This is a genomic window from Cupriavidus plantarum (assembly GCF_905397285.1).
Taxonomy (GTDB): Bacteria; Pseudomonadota; Gammaproteobacteria; order Burkholderiales; family Burkholderiaceae; genus Cupriavidus; species Cupriavidus plantarum.
The window spans coordinates 257212-275992 of the sequence record NZ_CAJPUX010000004.1 but is presented as its reverse complement, the minus strand read 5'-3'; the positions used below and the strand labels follow the sequence as shown (position 1 = coordinate 275992).

18 protein-coding genes and 2 pseudogenes are annotated in these 18781 nt (G+C 59.0%); 16 read left to right on the top strand and 4 right to left on the bottom strand.

What is annotated here, in order from left to right:
- Position 1: 1 nt before the first annotated feature.
- The 7 genes and pseudogenes from KHP16_RS18870 to KHP16_RS28400 form a co-directional block, all read left to right on the top strand.
- Complete coding sequence (locus KHP16_RS18870; RefSeq protein ID WP_115955734.1) at positions 2-1210, top strand: flagellar basal body P-ring protein FlgI; 1209 nt, start codon at positions 2-4, stop codon at positions 1208-1210.
- Positions 1210-2235, top strand: coding sequence for a flagellar assembly peptidoglycan hydrolase FlgJ (gene flgJ / locus KHP16_RS18865; RefSeq protein WP_109585459.1), 1026 nt, complete (start codon positions 1210-1212; stop codon positions 2233-2235). Before KHP16_RS18870 ends, flgJ begins: the two co-directional genes overlap by 1 nt.
- 253 nt (positions 2236-2488) lie before the next feature.
- A complete protein-coding gene (gene flgK / locus KHP16_RS18860; protein WP_109585460.1) occupies positions 2489-4408 on the top strand; it encodes a flagellar hook-associated protein FlgK in 1920 nt (639 codons plus the stop codon).
- 35 nt (positions 4409-4443) lie between these two features.
- Positions 4444-5664: a flagellar hook-associated protein FlgL gene (gene flgL, locus KHP16_RS18855; protein WP_109585474.1), complete on the top strand. Its 1221-nt coding sequence runs from the start codon at positions 4444-4446 to the stop codon at positions 5662-5664.
- A gap of 191 nt (positions 5665-5855) precedes the next feature.
- On the top strand, positions 5856-6353 hold the full coding sequence (locus KHP16_RS18850; protein ID WP_211960897.1) for a hypothetical protein: 498 nt from the start codon (positions 5856-5858) through the stop codon (positions 6351-6353).
- The gene (locus KHP16_RS18845; RefSeq protein ID WP_109585462.1) at positions 6343-6891 is read left to right on the top strand and encodes a hypothetical protein; all 549 of its coding nucleotides are present in this window, start codon (positions 6343-6345) and stop codon (positions 6889-6891) included. The genes KHP16_RS18850 and KHP16_RS18845 overlap by 11 nt, the downstream gene beginning before the upstream one ends.
- Before the next feature lie 202 nt (positions 6892-7093).
- Positions 7094-7410: pseudogene (locus KHP16_RS28400) on the top strand (integrase core domain-containing protein); the annotation flags it as partial.
- A 662-nt stretch (positions 7411-8072) separates the two neighbouring features.
- On the opposite strand, the gene KHP16_RS18835 reads toward KHP16_RS28400, so the two are convergent.
- Entirely contained in the window at positions 8073-8801 is a 729-nt protein-coding gene (locus KHP16_RS18835; protein ID WP_211960896.1) for a hypothetical protein, read from the bottom strand.
- Here KHP16_RS18835 and KHP16_RS28560 point away from each other — a divergent pair.
- The 3 genes and pseudogenes from KHP16_RS28560 to KHP16_RS18825 form a co-directional block, all read left to right on the top strand.
- Positions 8779-9018, top strand: a pseudogene (locus KHP16_RS28560) (hypothetical protein); the annotation flags it as partial. The gene KHP16_RS18835 and the pseudogene KHP16_RS28560 sit on opposite strands and share 23 nt — an antisense overlap.
- A gap of 78 nt (positions 9019-9096) precedes the next feature.
- Positions 9097-10311 carry a HesA/MoeB/ThiF family protein gene (locus KHP16_RS18830; protein ID WP_244835880.1) on the top strand — a complete coding sequence of 405 codons (1215 nt, stop codon included), beginning with the start codon at positions 9097-9099 and terminating at the stop codon, positions 10309-10311.
- Positions 10296-10784 carry a Mov34/MPN/PAD-1 family protein gene (locus KHP16_RS18825; RefSeq protein WP_211960895.1) on the top strand — a complete coding sequence of 163 codons (489 nt, stop codon included), beginning with the start codon at positions 10296-10298 and terminating at the stop codon, positions 10782-10784. Before KHP16_RS18830 ends, KHP16_RS18825 begins: the two co-directional genes overlap by 16 nt.
- 52 nt (positions 10785-10836) lie before the next feature.
- On the opposite strand, the gene KHP16_RS18820 is transcribed toward KHP16_RS18825, so the two are convergent.
- Complete coding sequence (locus KHP16_RS18820; protein ID WP_211960894.1) at positions 10837-11637, bottom strand: hypothetical protein; 801 nt, start codon at positions 11635-11637, stop codon at positions 10837-10839.
- Positions 11638-12453: 816 nt separating this feature from the next.
- Here KHP16_RS18820 and KHP16_RS18810 point away from each other — a divergent pair.
- From KHP16_RS18810 to KHP16_RS18800, 3 genes are all read left to right on the top strand, one after another.
- A complete protein-coding gene (locus KHP16_RS18810) occupies positions 12454-13455 on the top strand; it encodes a CBASS cGAMP-activated phospholipase (RefSeq protein WP_211960892.1) in 1002 nt (333 codons plus the stop codon).
- A 3-nt stretch (positions 13456-13458) separates the two neighbouring features.
- Positions 13459-14859 carry a CBASS cGAMP synthase gene (locus tag KHP16_RS18805; protein WP_211960891.1) on the top strand — a complete coding sequence of 467 codons (1401 nt, stop codon included), beginning with the start codon at positions 13459-13461 and terminating at the stop codon, positions 14857-14859.
- Between the two features lie 179 nt (positions 14860-15038).
- Entirely contained in the window at positions 15039-15350 is a 312-nt protein-coding gene (locus KHP16_RS18800) for a hypothetical protein (protein WP_211960890.1), read from the top strand.
- A 541-nt stretch (positions 15351-15891) separates the two neighbouring features.
- On the opposite strand, the gene KHP16_RS18795 is transcribed toward KHP16_RS18800, so the two are convergent.
- Positions 15892-16248 (bottom strand): hypothetical protein, encoded by a 357-nt coding sequence (locus KHP16_RS18795; RefSeq protein WP_211960889.1) that lies wholly within the window; start codon positions 16246-16248, stop codon positions 15892-15894.
- Between the two features lie 170 nt (positions 16249-16418).
- Positions 16419-16976 (bottom strand): hypothetical protein, encoded by a 558-nt coding sequence (locus KHP16_RS18790; RefSeq protein ID WP_211960888.1) that lies wholly within the window; start codon positions 16974-16976, stop codon positions 16419-16421.
- A gap of 371 nt (positions 16977-17347) precedes the next feature.
- Between KHP16_RS18790 and KHP16_RS28705 the strand changes: the two genes are divergently transcribed.
- Genes KHP16_RS28705 through KHP16_RS18775 form a run of 3 tightly spaced genes read left to right on the top strand, consistent with a single transcriptional unit; the run spans position 17348 to position 18750 of the window.
- A complete protein-coding gene (locus tag KHP16_RS28705; protein WP_415926788.1) occupies positions 17348-18262 on the top strand; it encodes an Nmad2 family putative nucleotide modification protein in 915 nt (304 codons plus the stop codon).
- Between the two features lie 48 nt (positions 18263-18310).
- The gene (locus tag KHP16_RS18780) at positions 18311-18616 is read left to right on the top strand and encodes a hypothetical protein (protein WP_211960886.1); all 306 of its coding nucleotides are present in this window, start codon (positions 18311-18313) and stop codon (positions 18614-18616) included.
- Complete coding sequence (locus KHP16_RS18775) at positions 18613-18750, top strand: Abi-alpha family protein (protein WP_211960885.1); 138 nt, start codon at positions 18613-18615, stop codon at positions 18748-18750. Before KHP16_RS18780 ends, KHP16_RS18775 begins: the two co-directional genes overlap by 4 nt.
- The last annotated feature ends 31 nt before the right edge of the window (positions 18751-18781 follow it).

The following is an 18781-nucleotide window of genomic DNA, read 5'->3' as shown; positions in this document are numbered from 1 at the left end:
CATGTTTTTGCCTCCGACGCCTTTCCAGAAGCCAGGCTCGCCGTTGGGCATCCCGCCCGGCCTTACGTCCCGCTCAGGTCGCGCGGTCTTTCTTGCCGCGCTCGCCAGCGTGCTGACCTTCGCGATGATGGTCGCGCTCGTGCTCGGCGCGACGATGGGCAGCGCGCGCGCCGAGCGCCTCAAGAATCTGGTGAACTTCCAGGGCGTACGCGACAACCCGCTCGTCGGCTACGGCCTCGTCGTCGGCCTGGACAACACCGGCGACCAGACCACGCAGACTCCGTTCACCACGCAAAGCTTGACGAACATGCTGTCGCAGCTCGGCGTGACGCTGCCCGCGGGCCGCAACATGCAGCTCAAGAACGTGGCCGCCGTGATGGTGACGGCCACGCTGCCGCCGTTCGCGCAGCCGGGCAGCCAGCTCGACGTCGTGGTGTCGTCGATGGGTAATGCCAAGAGCCTGCGCGGCGGCACGCTGCTGATGACGCCGCTCAAGGGCGCCGACGGCCAGGTCTACGCGATCGCGCAGGGCAACCTGCTCGTCGGCGGCGCCGGTGCGTCGGCCAACGGCAGCAAGGTGCAGATCAACCAGCTCGCGGTCGGCCGCATCGCCAATGGTGGCGTGGTCGAGCGCTCGGTGCCCTCGTTCCAGCCGGAAGGCGGCTACCTGAACCTCGAACTCAAGGACACGGACTTCGGCACGGCCGAGCGCGTGATCGAGGCGATCAACCGCACGATGGGTCCCGGCGTCGCGCAGGCCGTCGATGGCCGCGTGGTACAGCTGCGCACGCCGCAGACGCCGACCGAGCGCGTCAACTTCCTGGCGCGCATCGAGAACATCGACGTCACGCGGGCGCGCGGACCCGCCAAGGTCATCCTCAATGCGCGGACCGGTTCGATCGTGATGAACCAGGCCGTGACCGTGGAAGACTGCGCGATTGCGCATGGCAACCTCTCGGTCGTCATCAACACGCAGCCGGTGATCAGTCAGCCCGCGCCGTTCAGCGGCGGCCAGACCGTCGTTGCGCCCGTATCGCAGATCGACCTCAAGCAGGGCGGCGGCTCGCTGCAGATCGTCAAGGCCGGCGCGTCGCTGGCCGCCGTGGTCAAGGGGCTGAACGCCCTTGGCGCGACGCCGGCGGACCTGCAGACGATTCTGGAAGCGATGCGCGCTTCGGGCGCGCTGCGCGCGGAACTGGAGATCATCTGATGGCGCTGGACACTGCCGCTGGCGATATCTCGCAGCGCTTCGCGCTCGATACGCAGGGCTTCGAGGCGCTCAAGAACCAGGCGCGCGCGGGCAACAACGACCAGACGCTGAAGGCCGCGGCCAAGCAGTTCGAGGCCGTGTTCACGCAGATGGTCCTCAAGAGCATGCGCGATGCCACGCCGCAGGATGGCATGTTCGACAGCCAGCAGACCAAGCTGTACATGTCGATGATGGACCAGCAGCTCTCGCAGCAGATGTCCGCGCGCGGTATCGGACTGGCCGACGTGATGTACCGCCAGCTCGCGCGCGCCGCGGGCGTCCAGGTGCCCCAGCAGGTCACGCCGTCCATCACGGGCGCGCAGGCTGCGCTCAGCGCGCAGAACGCGCAGAACGCCCAGATGGCCGCGATGCTGGACAGTCGCGGCGCGACCGATGCGGACGGCCCGCCCCCGATCGGCACCGTCCTGCCCGGGGGTTCGTGGAGTCCGACGACCGGCGTGCGCCAGTACCAGGCCGCGAACGAATGGCAGGGCGGACAGGCATCGCTGGGCCAGTTGCCCGACGACTCGCCGGCCCACATCAGCGAATTCGTGAACCGCATGGCCGCGCCGGCCATGGCGGCCTCGCGCGCGACCGGCGTGCCGGCCAAGCTCATCGTCGGCCAGGCCGCGCTCGAGTCCGGCTGGGGCCGCCGCGAGATCACCAATGCCGACGGCAGCACCACGTTCAACGTGTTCGGCATCAAGGCCGGTGCCAACTGGCGCGGTCCGGTGGCGGAAGTCATGACGACCGAGTACGTGGACGGCCAGCCGCAGAAGGTGCGCGCGAAGTTCCGTGCTTATGGCTCCTACGACGAAGCATGCGCTGACTACGCGCGTCTGCTGACGACTAACCCGCGCTATGCCGGCGTGGTGGCCGCCAACAACGCCGACGAGGCAGCGCATGGGCTGCAGCGCGCGGGCTACGCCACCGATCCGGCCTATGGCGAGAAGCTGGTTCGGATCATGAAGAAGGTGTCGTCGTAAGACGCACGGTCTCGGACGTCCGGGCGGCAGACGGGCCCTTCCCGCGCTATGCGCGGGAAGGGCTTCAACACGCCTGCTTCGTTCGTTGTATTGCGTCGAACGTGCGCCGAACATGCGTCGATCCTGTAATGAACGCTAACAAAACGGGACGCTAAGCGCCGCTAAAGTCCCGCCATGTTTCTGCCGTTATCTAGCACATTCACCGCCCTCGGCCGTGTGCCGAAGGTAGCCAACTGATCCGGGGTCAGAGCAAATGTCTCTCTTCAATATCGGTCTTTCGGGGCTCAACGTCGCGCAGAACGCGCTCTCGACGACTGGCCACAACTTCGCCAACGCCGCTACGTCCGGCTATACGCGCCAGAACACGATCATCGCGTCGGCCGGCGGCCAGATGCGCGGCTCCGGCTTCTATGGCCAGGGGTCCAACACGCTGTCCGTGCAGCGCGTCTACGACTCGTTCCTTACCAACCAGCTGCGTGGCGCCACGTCCGCCAGCGCGCAGCTGTCCACGTACTCCGATCAGATCTCGCAGATCGACAACCTGCTCGCCGACCAGAAGGGCGGTCTCGCGCCGCTGATGCAGAAGTTCTTCGCGTCGGTGCAGTCCGTGTCCGACACGCCGGCCGACCCGGCGGTGCGTCAGGGCATGCTGTCCGCCGCGCAGGCGCTCGCTGGCCAGATCAAGTCCGCCAGCAGCTACCTCAAGCAACTGCAGGACGGCGTCAACACGCAGATCTCGACCACGGTGGATCAGGTCAACACCTACACCGCGCAGATCGCCAAGCTCAACACCGAGATCACCCGTATGAGCGCGCAGGCCGGCGGTCAGCCGCCCAACGACCTGCTCGACCAGCGCGATCAGATCGTGCAGGAGCTCAACACGCTGATCGGCGCCAAGGTCGTCGTGCAGGACGGCGGCACCTCGTACAACATCCTCACCGCCAACGGCCAGCCGCTGGTGATGGGTTCCGATTCGTACAACCTGAAGGCGGTGCAGTCGGCGACGGACGGCAGCCGTACGGAGATCGCCTTCACGCTGCCGAACGGCTCCGTGCAGGAAGCCGACGAAGGCGCGATCACCGGCGGTTCGCTCGGCGGCATGCTCGCATTCCGCAGCGATACGCTGGACAGCGCGCAGAACGCGATTGGCCGCATCTCCATCGCGCTGGGCCAGACGTTCAACGACCAGCACAAGCTCGGCATCGACCTCAACGGCGCCGCCGGCACCGACCTGTTCTCGATCGGCGGTCCGACCGTCTATGGCAAGCAGGGCAACACCGGTACCGCCACCGTCTCCGCGCAGATCACGAGTGCTGGCGCGCTGACGACGAGCGATTACACGCTCAGGTTCGACGGCACCAACTATTCGGTCATCCGCAAGTCGGACGACAAGGTGGTGGGCACCTCCGCGGGCGCCGCGCCGATGGCGCTGACGACGACCGACGGCTTCACGCTGAACATCAGTGCCGGCATGGCCGCCAACGACTCGTTCGAGATCCAGCCGACGCGTAACGCGGCCGCGGCGTTCGACGTCAAGATCGTCGACCCGGCGAAGGTTGCCGCCGCCTCGCCGGCGCGCGCGGATGCCACCACCGGCAACTCCGGCAGCGGTGCAGCCAAGCTGACCGCGGTGGCGCCGGGCTGGACGCCGCTGGCCGGCAAGATCACCGCGACCTACAGCACCGTTGCCCCGGCCGGCTATCGGTTCACCGATGCCTCGGGCACGCTGCTCGCACCGCAGCCGACGCCCACGCCAAACGGCAGCAACGTCGACTACACGATCAACGGCATGACGTTCAGCTTCAGCGGCACGCCGGCCGCGGGCGACACCATCACGCTGTCGAACAACTCCGGCGCCGTGGCCGACAACGGCAACATGCTGCAACTGGCGAAGCTGCAGACCGCGAAGACGATCAACGGCGTGTCGAGCTTCAACGATGCGTATGCGCAGCTGGTCAACGATGTCGGCAGCAAGGCGCAGTCGATCAAGATCCAGTCCACGTCGCAGGACAGCGTGACGACGCAGATCTACACGGCGCAGCAATCGATCTCGGGCGTGAACATGGACGAGGAAACCGTCAACATGCTGCAGTTCCAGCAGCTGTATCAGGCCAATGCGCGCGTGATCCAGACGGCCAGCCAGATCTTCGACACGCTCATCAGCATTGCCTGACGGCAGCACCACGGAACTGAAGGAAACTAGCCATGATTCGCGTAGCCTCCTCCACGCTCTACACCCAGGGCCTGTCGTCGATGAACAGCCAGCAGTCGGCGCTGCTGCACGTGCAGCAGCAGCTCGGCACGGGCCGTCGCGTGCTGTCGCCGTCCGACGATCCTGTCGCGGCCAGCCGCGCGCTGGGCGTCTCGCTGGCCGGTTCGGTCAACGGGCAGTACGCAACCTCGCGCAAGCAGGCCGACGCGACCCTGGGCCTGTCGGAAAGCACGCTGCAAACGGTCACGACGACCGTACAGAACATTCAGACGCTGCTTGTCAACGCCGGTAACGGCACGATGTCCGACAACGACCGCGCCACGCTCGCGACGGCCCTGCAGGGCCAGTACGACCAGTTGTTCGGTCTGGCCAACGCCGACGATGGCAACGGCAACTATCTGTTCGCCGGTCTGCAGTCGAGCACGGTGCCGTTCACCAAGAACGCCGCGGGTGGCGCCGTCTATCAGGGCGACACCGGCCACCAGTTGCTGCAGGTCGACGTGGCTCGCCAGATGCAGGCTGGCAACAACGGCGCGGAAGTGTTCCAGAGCGTGACGGCCAACGCTGGCTACGTGCTGACGGGCAATAGCGCCAATACCGGCACCGGCACCTTCAGCTCGGTGTCCGCGTCGGACCCGACCAACCCGCTCTACGGCCACTCGTTCACGCTGAACTTCGCCCCGAACGGCGCCGGCCGCATGCAGTACACGATCACCGACACGACGACGGGAACGCAGGTCGTGCCCGCGACGGACTACAACGAAGGCGTCGCCATCTCGGCCGGCGGCGTCACGTTCTCGGTCAAGGGCGCACCGGCAAACGGCGACACGATGTCCATCAAGCCGGCGCAGCAAGCCGGCGGGGACATGTTCACCAACCTGCAGAACGTGATCAACGCGCTCAAGCAGCCGCTGACCGACGAGACGGCCAACGCCAACCTGCAAAACGTGCTGGCCACCGGCATCCGCCAGTTCTCGAACTCGCTGGACAACGTCCTGACCGTCCGCTCCTCGATCGGCTCGCGCATGCAGGAACTGGACTCGCTGGACACGATCGGCACGAACCGCGACCTGACCAACCAGGCCACGCTGTCGAGCCTGACGGACCTGGACTACGCGGCAGCCATCAGCGAGTACTACCAGCGCTCCACCGCGCTGCAGGGCGCACAGCAATCGTTCATGCAGATCCAGGGGATGAATCTGTTCAGGTTCCTGTAAGCGTTTCTGAAGTTTGTGAGGCTGTTGAAAAGGGTCGCGTTAGCGACCCTTTTTCATTTCCACCGGAAGCCGGTGTCGTGCCGCCTCCTCGCTCAGACCCTCGCATGCCTGATTGAAGAAACGACGATTTCCCACGCGCGGCAAACATGTGAATCTCTGGACCCACGATTGGATTGATACGAGGGGTCTTGATGCACTATGCAGATGACGAGGATAGCGAGCTCAACGAGGAGCTCGGCCGTGAGTTCGTGCAGCGGGTAGTTGTCCTGCTGGAAGACATCACGAAGTGGTGCAACGGCCGTGACCTGGACGTCAAATATTTTTCGCGGACCTTGAATGAGCAAGTCGCGGGTAAATATGAAGCGCCGGGTCTTCATATCTCGAAGCAGAGGGTGCCTGTGGCAGAAGTCATCCCCATTGCTGCATGCGCGATTGGCGCGGATGGGCGCGTCGATCTGAGCGGCCGCAGGTATTCCCACGCGCTGATGTTCCACGGCGGTGATGGTCCCGAGTACACCCCATGCACGATCGAGAACGGTCGCATCGTGCGCGGTGCTCGCAGACCGTTTGCGTATGGAGCCGATCGAAGCGGATGGTATTGGACGGGTCCTACCATGTGGCGGCCCAAACGCCTTGACGAAGTCCTGTTCTTCGATTTGCTGACGGACGTGTCGACGTATGATCTCTGATTATCTGCTGCGGCCGGTCTACGATGCCTATATCGTGGCAAGCGAATGCTTCAATGTCGTGGACAAGATCATTCGCGACCAGAATGCGGCGTTCATGCACGAACTACCGTTCACCCGAGAGACGCCGCAAGATGCTGTAGTCGCGCTTCAGCGCGCGCGGCAGCAGGCAGCCGATCTGGCCGTCCTCGCGCTGTTCGCCACGTTCGAGCGGATGCTCATCGAGCAGCTGCAGACTGCCAGGGCATGGCTGGCTCTTGGCCGCCCTGTGAGCTACGCCGCTCGGCTGGCCGACAAGTTTGGCAAGGAGGTCGAGTATTGGCGGTTCCACGACGTCATGGACCTCTTCAAACCGGAGGTCGACGTCGACCTCATTGGCCGAGCCAAGCAGATCAAGCAATATCGGGATTGGATTGCTCACCGCAATCCCAGCAAGCCCGCACCTTCGGTCGTGACCCCGGAACTCACGTTCCGAGTCCTGAGCGGCCTGATCGAGCAGATCCGCGACGCCCACGTCTCGACGTCATCGATAGAGGCTTGAGTGGATGGTTCGTTCAGCGCTTCTGCGCGACACGTTCTACATCGCACTCGAAGACCATCTGGATGCCGATGTCATCATCGACGCCCTTTGGCGACACCTCCAACGTCTTCGGCGTCGGCACGATTACCCGCTTCGGAACAAGGCGGGGTAGTTCTCGCTCGGCCAGTCCGGTTGACCTGCCGCCGGTGTTTGATACCGTGACGTGGACAACGGTCCGGAGTTCGCTGGTAAGGTGTTGGATGCATGAGCATATGAGGCCAGCGTCATGCTGTCCTTCATCCGGCCTGGTAAGCCTGTGGGGAACGCCTACATCGAAAGCTTCAGCGGCCGTTCCGCAATGAATGCCTGAACGAACACTGGTTCGTTTCCATGCCTCGCGCTCGGATGCTGATAGAGAATTGGCGCGATGAGTACAACACCGAGCGGCCTCACAGCTCGCTCGGCTACCTGACCGCTGAGCAATTTGCCAGGGGACCGGCAGAGTTTTTAACGCCGAACTCTAATCGCATGCCGTACTAAAACCGGGGGGCGGGTCAGATTGAGTCAATATGGCGTACGCCATCGCAGCCCGTCACTCCTGGTTGCCCGGGGCAACGTTATTGAGCGCGGAGCGTTCACCAAACGGCTAAGGTCGCCCAATGAGGAAAAGAGAGGGTTCATGGGACGCATCGTTCGTTGTTGTCGACGCCATAAAGGGTCGGCTCAGTAATGAAGCGTTTCGGGGGGGCCGGATGCAGTACCCAGCGCTAGCACCGTATATGCGCTGCATGATTTGGTTCTAAGCGAGCAATTGCAGAAGGCCGCGACGGCCGACATCCCAGGCGTGCCATTGCGCCATGTCCTTGTGAACATCATGGAGACCTCATTGGTTGCGAGCGCAACAGGCGCAATCGTGCCGGTTAGTCCGGAAATTGCTGGAGGAAGATTCCCAACATTGCATGGCCTTGATAATCTCTCCAGCAAGACGAGGAGAGTGATCAATGGTTGGCGGGAATCTCCGTGCATTCATCTGAACGATGGCAGACCTACGACTGCCCTGAGGAGTGGCCGCCGTGGACGCATCCGCATGTTGTACGGGCAGATCCTGTGCTAGGGATCTCCGAGGAGTCGACGGTTGAGGATCTGCGGTCAAAGTTGCGGTCCGAGTTTGCCGCTTCGGGCCGCAATCCTCAAAGTCCACCTTAGGACTTCTTACGCTTCCGCGACGGAGTGTTGTGTTCCTCGACGATAAACTCGAAGACGAGCGCCAACTCGACGACCAATTTTTCAGCCAATTTTGCGAGTTCAGCGTGCAAAGTTGTGACCGTTTCGATGCCCTGGCGATGGTAGTTCTCCAACTCCCGACGATAGATCGCATCCACCTCGGGAGTCCGGTCGATACTTGCAGCGATCAACAACGTATCCGTGTACCCTGCGACATGCGCGACTTTGTTTCTGCCCTTCTTCAGCGGCTTTACTAGAGATTCTGCCTCTTCTAATACCGCGAGCGCGCCGGTCAGGTAATTCTTCTTGAGGCACCGCTTCACGTTCTCATTGGCGCGCGTGGAGCTAAGCTCCTTTCGACTCATGAACGCTGAGGTCCCTGCCAAAAGGAAGAGACGATCTACGGTTCCCACCGCTCGGAACAATACGTTCTCATAGTGGTACTGGTAATCGCGCTCCCGAAATTCGCCGGTGCCGGACAGCGTTTCCTTCATCCTATCACCAGCAAAAGCCAGAAAATCTATAGCCACCTGTACTTCGCCCGCGCGCTCCGCAATGTAGTACGAGAGTGCCTCCGTGGTTGGCAATGAAACACGGCCACCCGCCGACTCGCCGCGCGTCAATAGATTGACGGCCACCGTCCTGTAAATCGTGAGCAGGGGCGCAAGTGCCGGCTGGTCGTAGATATGGCGTGCTGAGGTAGTCATAGAACTCCTTTGTGTCCTCACATGGATCTGCTCACCAACTATTCTCGAGCACGTCGATGCCCTCGGCGGCCTTTGCTATTTCTCTCCAGGGTCGGTCATCCTGGATCGTTTCGAACCAGACGAGGCCATCAAGCAGTGCCTAGCAGCTGCGGCTGATGTCCTGCATCGCATTTCCAGTGGCAAGTCGCGGGCCGCGGATATCGCCAACGAGTTCGCTGCATACTGGGTAGTCGGCCAAAATCCTCCTGCTTATCCTGTCTTGGTAGACGAACTCGATTCCGATGCCGACACTGCGATGTACTTCCTCGTCAAGCAGGAGGGACAACGTAAGGCACTGATTGCTCGCGATGCCTCCGCGGCACGCCGGGTCGGTAAAGGATTCGAGACAGATGACGTGGTCAAGGGCGTTTTCACTTGCTTTGTCTTTGAAAGCGCGAATGCCCCGGGTGTACCCGAAGAAGGATTGCCGACCACGATCAAAGAGTTCTTCGCTTGGGTAAGGGCCTGGGACGCTGACCTTTCCACTCAGATTCAGCATCGCCTTGGCGCAGATCGATCCTATCTGGAGCGTGAAGGATGTGTTATTGCATTCAATACGCCGATAGGTCGCTTCGGTGTCATGTTTTGGTTGGACACGAAGCACCGCTTGGGCTTTCGGCTCGCGCCCAAGCGATTTCGAAACTACCTGCACAACGCCGGGGCTGGCACGAACGTTGTACGACTTCGCCTTGACGACATCTCGCCAGCGTATATTCACTCCCGCAATCTTGAGTATCCCAGCCTCACTGGCAAGGGGCTGACCTTGATTGGATGCGGTGCGATCGGAGGGTATCTGGCCCAAGCCTTGGTCCGCCTGGGTGCCGGCACTGGGAAAAATGGCGTGCTACGTCTCATCGACTTCGGCAGGCTTGAGCCGGACAATCTGGGCCGCCATGCGTTGGGCTTCCCGGCATTGCATCAGAACAAGGCTGAAGCCTTGAAGGATGATCTACTGCGTCAATTTCCTTACGTGAACGTCGAAGTGGAGACTACCTCGCCGAGACTGAATGATGCGTTCTTCTCGACGGACCTGGTCATTGATGCAACGGGTGAAGAGGCATTGAGCACCTTAGTCAATGCTGCACACATGAAGCACCGTCTTGGGCCGATGCTATACGTCTGGGTTAAGGGAAACGGTGAGTGCGTACAGGGTCTATGGTCTGACTCTGACAAGTACGGGTGTTTCCAGTGTCTTCGTCACGGCATCGGACCGAACTATCGGCAGGAGAGATTCCAGATCCTGGACTCTCCTCCACGCAAGCAGTTCCGAGGTTGTAGCTCATACACGCCGTACGCGGTGTCAGCACCGATGTCAGCCGCAGCCCTGGCTGCTGATATGGTCAGTGACTGGCTCAAGCATGAAGTTAGCCCACGATTTCGAACTCGCTATCTCGAGACCGCGGACGCGAAGCGCATAAGGAACCAGGACATTGCGCCTACCACTAACTGTCCAGCATGCCAGCATCGCTGATTATTCCGCATCCGCTGTGCGACGGTGCAAAGATACTCATTGAGGCTGAGGTACTGGAGCGTCTGTTCCAGTTTCGACAGGTCGACCTGAATTCGCCGGAGTCAGGCGGAATTCTGATGGGATATCGCAGACAACACCACTTGCACATCGTGGCGATCTCGTCGCCGCAGCCAGGCGACAAGCAGCAACGATTCCGATTCCATCGACAGGCGGAAAGCCACCAGCGCATCGCGCTTCGTCACTGGAGGGCGCAGAAGCAGACGATGGACTATCTTGGCGAGTGGCACACACACCCGGAAGCGAGGCCTTCTCCATCATCCATTGATATGGGCGAGTGGCGAAGGCTATGTGCCAGCAAGGCGGTGCCGATGGTATTTCTCATCGTCGGAAATCAGTGCGCGATATGGGTGGGTGTTGGCGAGGGGAAAGACCTCAAAGGTGACATTGTCCTAGTGCCGCCGCGCGGCCTATAAAGAAAGGGGCGCTGTTGCACGGAAGAAACATCATCGACGGAACCCGCGATCGTCATGATTTTCGACCTTTGTTCGAAGTTGGGCTTGATTTCGTACCCTGTGCCTTGCTCTTTTTCTTCGATGCCTTCTTCGCTGCAGTCATCGACTTCTTAATTGCGCTGCGGGCCAACTTTGCATCGATATTGAAAACCGGAAGACTCTCAATTTCCGCGAAGAGCGCAGAGTTCTCCTTCCGCCCCTTCCCGTTCGATGGAGTATCCGTGAATTGACGGATGGCGGTGACGTACAACTTGTGAAGCCACAGATATTTCTCTTGGACGTACGGGTTGTCGTGTCGAAGTCCATCCCGGATTAGCTTGCTCAGAGCTCCAAGATAGGAGCCGTAAACGTCGCTTTCGCCACCACTGATTGCCACGACGGAGTTCCAAGAGACATAGTCAAAGAAGTACTCGCCATCGGAATCCTTTGTCATGAAGGACTTCGCATACGTAGCCTCCTCTTCCGGAGTATGCCCCTCTCTCCGTGCGCGTTTCGCAACTTCAAGTACCTTGGGGTCGATGACGATGCGAGGATACTTAGCGACCTGGGATTCTATCCGATATGCTTCGTTCATCGCGGGACCTACCACGTGGCGATCTGAGTGATAGAGTCGGCCGACAGTTAGCCCGCCGCGGACCAGAAACCCATTTTCCGCCAAGCTGAGAACTTGGAGAGCGATGCTGTTGAGGAGCCAGAAGACTGCGGATCTTTCTGTTACCAGGTAGGAGACAACGATGCAGTCGGAGAACTGGGTGACACGTTGACTCTTGAGAAACTCTGCATCATCGCTGCCGATAGTGCCAACCGCGTTCATGGCGCTAATGAGCTTCTTAAGAAAGTCCGGGTCGCTAGTAGTACGGCTAACCAGATCCTTGAAGCCTAAGAAGTCGAGGAATAGGACAATTCTCTGCTCGTAGCGAGGAGCGGGCGTAGGTTGCGAAGGGATTCTTTTGACCATGATTATAGGAAGATAATGTCAGAATTTCGCGTCGACGCGCGATTAGCTAGTTGACGAACTGAGCAATTCTAGCGGTGCTGGGCACTGTGCTCTACCGATGAAAGATGGGGAGATCGATCCGCTTGTCTCCACTGGAACTGTCGTCGGTTCGAAGTCATTGAGACTTTAGATACGGGGTGCTTCGCTGATGAGAATTTTCTTCATGTCGAACTAGCTCAAAGAGATACTTCGACGCTGAGGTGGTGCCTTTCGCAGTGGTGCCTGGCTACGTGCCGGGACAAGGAGTCTCCTTCATGAGTGCCAGGGATATTCGAAAGGGGGATTTGCCCGTCATTATGCGCGGTGAGAGGTGGGCATTCGGGATTGTGGGAGATTCGGGATCTTATTTTCGCTTTTGTGAAACCTCAGTTGCTGCACATGCGGAATTGGGGAATCCACAGTGGATCGGGAAAGGTGGCTCTGGCGTCGGAATTCCTAACGATGTAACGTACATCATTTTTCCAGCAATGCGGCCGAAGCCGCTAACTGCAGAGAACGTCGTCGCGCGGTCAAGGGCCGACGCAGAGAAGGAACGAAAAGAAATAAGAGGCGACGAGGACGGGGTCGAGCTGGCGTGGCTGTCAATGGTGCAGCCCACCAGTCGGGTCACTAAAACGATATTAGGGATGGGTCATGGAGTGGACGAAGGAGCAGCCGTTTCAGGCGCTGGCGCTGACCGGTGGGGGCTACAGGGGGCTGTTTACTGCCCGTGTGCTCCAGAAAATCGAAGAGCACCATAAGAAGCCCATCGCCACGTGTTTTGACCTGGTCAGCGGCACCTCTATTGGAGGCATCATCGCTCTCGCGGCAGCATTCGAGATTCCGATGTCTCGCGTTGTCGAAGTGTTTTGCGAGGATGGGGAGACGATATTCCCGTTTCATGAGAAACCCACGACGATTCGCGGACAAGTCTGGGACTTCTTAAGGCATCTGCGTCGACCTCGATATGCGGCATCGAATCTACGTGACACGATCGCAAAGCTGATTCCGGAGGATACCCTCCTTGGTGAGGCGCTACACCCGGTTGCGATTCCTGCTGTGAACGTGACAATGGGCGAGCCGCAGGTCTTCAAGACCCGACACAAGGAGACTTGGACCCGCGATTGCAAGTTCAAGGTCGTGGACATCGCGCTAGCAACCGCGGCGGCCCCAACGTTCTTCGAGTTGGCTGAGGTGGAATCCAACGTCTATGCCGATGGAGGCCTGTTTGCAAACGCTCCTGACCTGGTGGCGATGCATGAGGCAGAGCATTACTTTGGCGTTCCGAAGGAGAACTTTCGCCTCCTGAGTATTGGTACGACAACCCGGAACTATTCCATTGCGAGGAGTTTGGGACGCCAGTTTGGCGTCTCAGATTGGATGGCCGGACAGCGCCTCTTCTCGGTCATCATTTCCGCGCAGCAACAGTTCGTAGAGCAAATCGTTCGGCATCGTCTTGAGGACCGCTACCTCAGGATCGACCATGTCGCTGGAGACGAGCAGGCCGGCGACTTGGGACTTGATGTGGCTACCGAAGCGGCCAAAAAAACCCTGCTGGGACTGGCCGACAAGCATGCCAGCAACGTCATGGGTGACAAACTGCCGCTATTTCTATCGCACTTGCCACAGCTGCAACTGTTCAAGGGGGAGAAGTAATCGATGGGCAATGCTTCTCGACTATTCAATGGGGCGGCGGAGCAGACGCTCTACGGTCGCGTTACTCCGACGACAAGGCAGCGTGAGTTCCTTCAAGAGCAATGGAACGCGTTAGCTGAGCACTTGAAGGCCGAGCTCGGAAAGAAGGGGTACCCAATCTCCACGTGGTTGCAAGGATCCTACAAGTACGGCACGTTGATTAAGCCCGTCCGCAAAGGCGAGGAGTACGACGTCGATGTTGGTCTCTATTTCGGATGGCACCAAAAAGCGGGCGGTGCTTGGCCGAGTCCAGTGCAACTTCGGCAGTGGGTTCAAGATGAGCTGGTTCGCCATAGTAAGACTAACCGTGACATCCGAAGCATAGAGGAGCCGAAGGAGCGATGCTCGCGAGTGATCTATGCAGAGCAGTTCCATATCGATACCCCCACATATCACTTGGACACTGTGACGCAGGAGCGTCGGTTGGCGTGCCTGTCGAACAAATGGGAAGCTAGCGATCCCAAGGGAATCTATGTTTGGTTTCGGGACGCTTTGCCGGTTGATGAGAGGGAGTTGCTGCGACGCCTGATTCGATATCTGAAGGCGTGGGCGGCGATAACATTCGATGCGCTTCCTGACGCCAGACCGTCGTCGATTGTGCTGACAGTTGTCGCTACTCAGGTATTTCAGGGCCTTCGGCCGATGGGCGTCCAAGGAATGGCGGATGACGATGCGCTCGCAACCTTGGTTCGGGGCATGTATGGACGTTTCGTTGAAAGTTCGCGCGTTCCGAACCCCGTCAATCGTGATGAAGATCTGAATCGCATTCCAAGGGGCGGCTGGAACGTGTTCCTCGGGAAGCTGAATGCTCTCATGGAAGCCGGAGACGCGGCCCAAGTGGCGGAGGATGAAGCCTCGGCCGCATTCGCATGGGCTACCGCGCTGTCGTACCTTATGCCACTGCCCGAGGCGGATATTGTAGAAGTGGAAGGCCCCGCCGGCAATGCGCTAATGCCGATACCTGAGATTCGCATCGACGTGTACGATCGAGAGGGCGGCAATCTTCAGGCGACCTACTATAACGAAATCCCAAGCATTGAACGCCGTCGTTGGCTCGTCTTCTCGATTGCGAACCCACATGTCATACCAGCGTATGCACACGTCGAATGGACGGTCCGAAACTGCGGCGAAGATGCAGACACCATTGGCGACTTAGGCCATTCTCGAGGCGGGATCGGAATGCTCGAATCAGAGGAGTCGACGCAGTACATTGGCAAGCATTTCATGGACTGCGTTATCCGATGCAACGGCACAATCCATGCTGTCCGACGTGTGCAAGTCAACATCAGGGCCAATCCCGCCAAATTCGCAGGGGGAACTCGGCGCGCATGGATGGGCCTTCGAACGCGTGTCGGTCGCCGTTGAATGGGCATAGTCTTGCTAGCGCGTTACGCATCCGGGGCTTTCGCTAGGACAACCATGGCTTCGCCATTTCTCGATTCATGCGACAGAAAGCAAAGATAGTGGGACAAGGAGTTGTAAGACGCTACGTGATGGACTGAGAGTAGCGTAGCAAACTTCTTATGCTAGGTAAGGATTGCCTCGTGGTCCGCCTGGTGTGCACGCGGCGCGGACGATCGAAACTTCGCAAGGCTACCTTTGTGAAGTCGTCCTCCGCATTCGTGATAGAGCTGTATGAGATCCTCCTCGCGGAGGAAGTCTTGCTGGATTTTTTCCAGGTGGTGACTGTTCTCAGTGGAGGAGACGACTACCGGATGCGGATAGAAGTTCGGAAGAAGCTCTGCCAGCATCCTCATCAATTTGTCGGCCTCATAGGTTTATTGCAACTTGGAAGTGTTTGTTGCCTCTATGTCGCCACGGGGGTTGAGACAGCACAGCGCAACTATCTCGTATAGCATTCTGAGCTGCAAATAGCCGAAATCATTGATCAACGGCGCTGGTAGCAGCAGACGGCCGCCGATAGCGTCCTCAACTCCAATCAATCGGCTCCGCGCCTCGTCCAGTAGTCGACTGGTAGACAACCATCGCTTGCTGTTGCTGTCTGGTGGCCCGCGGGAGTGCAGTTGCTATTGTCACCTTACGCCACCAGAACGTGTTGCACCGACTGCTCGGCATTCACTGCACGCTGGAACCATTCGGGAAGGGTGCCACTCCCCGTCCCATGTGTGCCCGCTGGCGTAGCGATAACGGACGTATTGCGTCCAATCTGTGAGAATCTGCGGTCGATTCGAAAGGTTACGTATGCGTATTTTGTCCCCAATTCCGGGGTGTGACGTGAAGGTGTAGCTTGTCTCGACACGGAACCTGTCGCGCCAGAGTTCCCAGATTTTTACGAGTGCCAGAACCGTTGAGAGGCCGGCGCCCCACCATGAAATAAATGTGGATGTTGCCATTGCCATCTGATTAAGCGGGAGACAATCCCCCATAAGCTGCAGATTATCGCAGCGGATGGCCAGTCCGGGTGTGTCTATCGAACGAGAAGATGTGTTCTGCAGGGTGTTCATCGCACCGGCCTATCAATCGTCCGGCGAACTCTCGGCGACCCTCTTCTAGGTGAACCAGTTCTCCGCAGAATGTACAGTTGCCACAGTAGCGGACCAGCCTAATGACCCGCACGTTGTTGCCGTCGTCGTCTTTTTCCTTTGCTGCTTCTAACTGGACGCTTCGCTCGCGGATCGACACCAGGATGTCGGGAGCCATGATGATGCGCAGGTCAATGAGGCGCCAGAAGGGGCGTAGAACTGAAATCGCCATCCATCCGACCATCGCGGCGAGGAGAAGTAGCAAGGTCACGCCTGCCACGGGGAGAGAAGCATAACCGGTCGATAGAACGACCCACAGCCAAGCCAGAACCGTTCCGAATATGACTAGGCTCACAAGGCCTGAGCCGAGGAACAAGGTTCGCCGCCAGCCTTTTAGGGCGAATCCGGCGTGAACCAGAGGCTTTACCCAGAACGCCGGCTTCAAAGTGAGGTCGCGGGCGTAGCGGATGCCGCCAGAGTCCGATGCAGGAGCCAACTCCTCACGCACTGCAATTGGAGGAAAACGATCCCGAAGGACGAATTGTTGCCAGCGCCCCCGGCGCCCTGAGTCTTCCTCGGCCAAGCATAGACTGTAAGTCCAGCTTCGCGGGCGGTGTCTTGCACCCCGATTTCCCACTCTTCAAGGCGCTTCTCCAACTCATCCCAGACTTTGGAGAGCCAACCTGTGGCTCTCTCCGGGCCAATCTGGTGCCCCGTCATATCCGCAACTTGCTGAGACGTATAAGCGGTGACCCTCTTGTCGTCTTTGAGCCGCTGTAGCGAGTCTTGTGTCAGCGCCTTAGCAACTTTCAGGACGCGTGTCTCCCGTTCTTGCCGTTTGAAAAATGCGAGGAACGCTTCAAGAGCCGCCTTCTCGTCGGTGTTGGCATCGGTTGCTCGCGCGGACACCTCTTCTTGAGCGCCATTGATTTGTAATGGAATTTTTCCGTGCAACACAGTTTCTTCCGCTGTTGGTGACTGTTTCGTCTGCGACGCCATGACTAGGCTGGGCTCACTTTTCAACCAGGAGGTCATATGTTTCGGCGAGACGGAGTATGGACGTTTTCGATTCACGGTGTACTGGTGTTCGTACGTGAATTACCCAGAAACAACATCACTGTCTACCATCCGGTTTGCGAGCCGGGACGTCAACTTTTCGAGCCGATCTGTCGGGGTAGAGGGTACTGGCGACGAGAGCATCGAAATTGGCTTGTGTTCGAGAACTTCAAGGCAGAGGTGCTGGAAGAGTTGACTAGATTGGCGGAGGGCTGAGTTACTGACGGCGCTACCAATAGTACTGCCCAATTGGTCGCCCATTCTCCCTTAGCTGCTATCGCATACCACTCCAGCGGTATTCTCTATGAAGGGGGATGGCGAGAAAATCTCGAGTTAACCAGTACGCCGGTCGTCAATCGCGACCTTCCTCGTTTCGAAACTCAACGCGAAGAGCTCGCCAACTTAGTTGGTCGAGTTTCCGGATAGCGCAGTATTTTTCTATGACTCCAGAGACTCGGTTGGTGTGCGCTTACGTCATGACAAGCGATAGCGGCCATGCGCCAAATCCATTTCATGGAACTTGTACCCTGGCAATATGCACACCTAACCACCAGCGGTCTCGCAGCAAACCCGGTGACTGGATACTGGGGCTGGCCGGCTCCCCACTTCGAAGCAAGCTCGGGACACCACACATATGGCGTCTTCTCTATGCCATGCATGTGGACACGCGTTTGGAGCTGGACTCCTACTACACGGCAGATCGCTTCGCCAGTAAGCGCCCCAAGCTCAGTGGAAGCCTGGAGGAACAATGTGGAGACAATTTCTACCGGTTGGACAGGGAGGGGAAGTTGTTTCACACAGGTGAGACCACGCAGCATCAGGCTGCGCCGCCAGGCGAGGGAATTGAGAAGCAGGACATGGACGCCAACCGCGTCTTTGTCGGCGAGAGATTCTGGTACTGGGGAAGGAACGCTCAAGCATTGCCTCGAGGCGTGCAATGGGCTGAGAAGCTGATTTCTGCGTTCATCAGTAGTGCTCGGGGAATTCGCAACGTCTACGATGACGGCAAGGATGTCGAAATGCGATGGTCTGCGTCGGATCTAGCGGCATTCACTGTGTGGCTTCCTCCGGTAGGCGGCGTTCTTGGGCTACCTATCGAATGGCGACAGAATAATCAGGAGGCCTCACTTGCAGCTCGGTGTAGCCCAACATCGCCGCGGAACTGTACAGACACTCAAGACGTTCGTGGAGCTACGGTCCTGGCAGCAAAGAATCGCAAAATGTGCTAGCCACAATAGCTGTCTTCTTCGATGCGAAAACCAGATTGAAGGTGTGCGATGAGTGAGCTTGATATGCTTAAGAGTATTCCGCCGGAGGTATTCAAGGCCGCCTACGATGACGCGATATCGCCAGCCTTGAATGAGACGGGCAAATTTGGCGAAGACATCGTGGAGATGCTTCGCTTGGTGCTATTCCTGCCGTACGGTGCAGCCTATCAGAATAGGCTGGCGAGGCATCTCCGAAAATCCATCGACCAAGTCCCGGAGGATCGACGCATATCCCCGGTTGAGTCGTTGGCGTTGCCGATTGCAGAGCAGCTCAGGTTCCACGACGAGAAAGCAGCGTTGGCAATATGTTTGTGAACTTGCTTTCCAGGGGGATGGATCGCGAGCGGGTCGGCGAAGCGCATCCTGCATTCATTCAGATCGTTGGCCAACTGGCGCCAGATGAAGCCGTGCTGATCGAGCAGATCTCCGCAGGTCAACTGGCCGCTTAAATGCGACCGCCGCGGAAGGGCGTTGACGTAT

What these genes read in the sequence shown, in the direction of transcription:
- KHP16_RS28705 (WP_415926788.1), top strand. Translation starts at nt 17,348, where the DNA reads ATGGCGAGAAAATCTCGAGTTAACCAGTACGCCGGTCGTCAATCGCGA.
- KHP16_RS18820 (WP_211960894.1), bottom strand. Translation starts at nt 11,637, where the DNA reads ATGAACGCGGTTGGCACTATCGGCAGCGATGATGCAGAGTTTCTCAAG.
- KHP16_RS18805 (WP_211960891.1), top strand. Translation starts at nt 13,459, where the DNA reads ATGGGCAATGCTTCTCGACTATTCAATGGGGCGGCGGAGCAGACGCTC.
- flgK (WP_109585460.1), top strand. Translation starts at nt 2,489, where the DNA reads ATGTCTCTCTTCAATATCGGTCTTTCGGGGCTCAACGTCGCGCAGAAC.
- KHP16_RS18790 (WP_211960888.1), bottom strand. Translation starts at nt 16,976, where the DNA reads ATGGCGTCGCAGACGAAACAGTCACCAACAGCGGAAGAAACTGTGTTG.
- flgJ (WP_109585459.1), top strand. Translation starts at nt 1,210, where the DNA reads ATGGCGCTGGACACTGCCGCTGGCGATATCTCGCAGCGCTTCGCGCTC.
- KHP16_RS18810 (WP_211960892.1), top strand. Translation starts at nt 12,454, where the DNA reads ATGGAGTGGACGAAGGAGCAGCCGTTTCAGGCGCTGGCGCTGACCGGT.
- KHP16_RS18850 (WP_211960897.1), top strand. Translation starts at nt 5,856, where the DNA reads ATGCACTATGCAGATGACGAGGATAGCGAGCTCAACGAGGAGCTCGGC.
- KHP16_RS18845 (WP_109585462.1), top strand. Translation starts at nt 6,343, where the DNA reads ATGATCTCTGATTATCTGCTGCGGCCGGTCTACGATGCCTATATCGTG.
- KHP16_RS18835 (WP_211960896.1), bottom strand. Translation starts at nt 8,801, where the DNA reads ATGACTACCTCAGCACGCCATATCTACGACCAGCCGGCACTTGCGCCC.
- KHP16_RS18780 (WP_211960886.1), top strand. Translation starts at nt 18,311, where the DNA reads ATGAGTGAGCTTGATATGCTTAAGAGTATTCCGCCGGAGGTATTCAAG.
- KHP16_RS18830 (WP_244835880.1), top strand. Translation starts at nt 9,097, where the DNA reads ATGTACTTCCTCGTCAAGCAGGAGGGACAACGTAAGGCACTGATTGCT.
- KHP16_RS18870 (WP_115955734.1), top strand. Translation starts at nt 2, where the DNA reads ATGTTTTTGCCTCCGACGCCTTTCCAGAAGCCAGGCTCGCCGTTGGGC.
- KHP16_RS18825 (WP_211960895.1), top strand. Translation starts at nt 10,296, where the DNA reads ATGCCAGCATCGCTGATTATTCCGCATCCGCTGTGCGACGGTGCAAAG.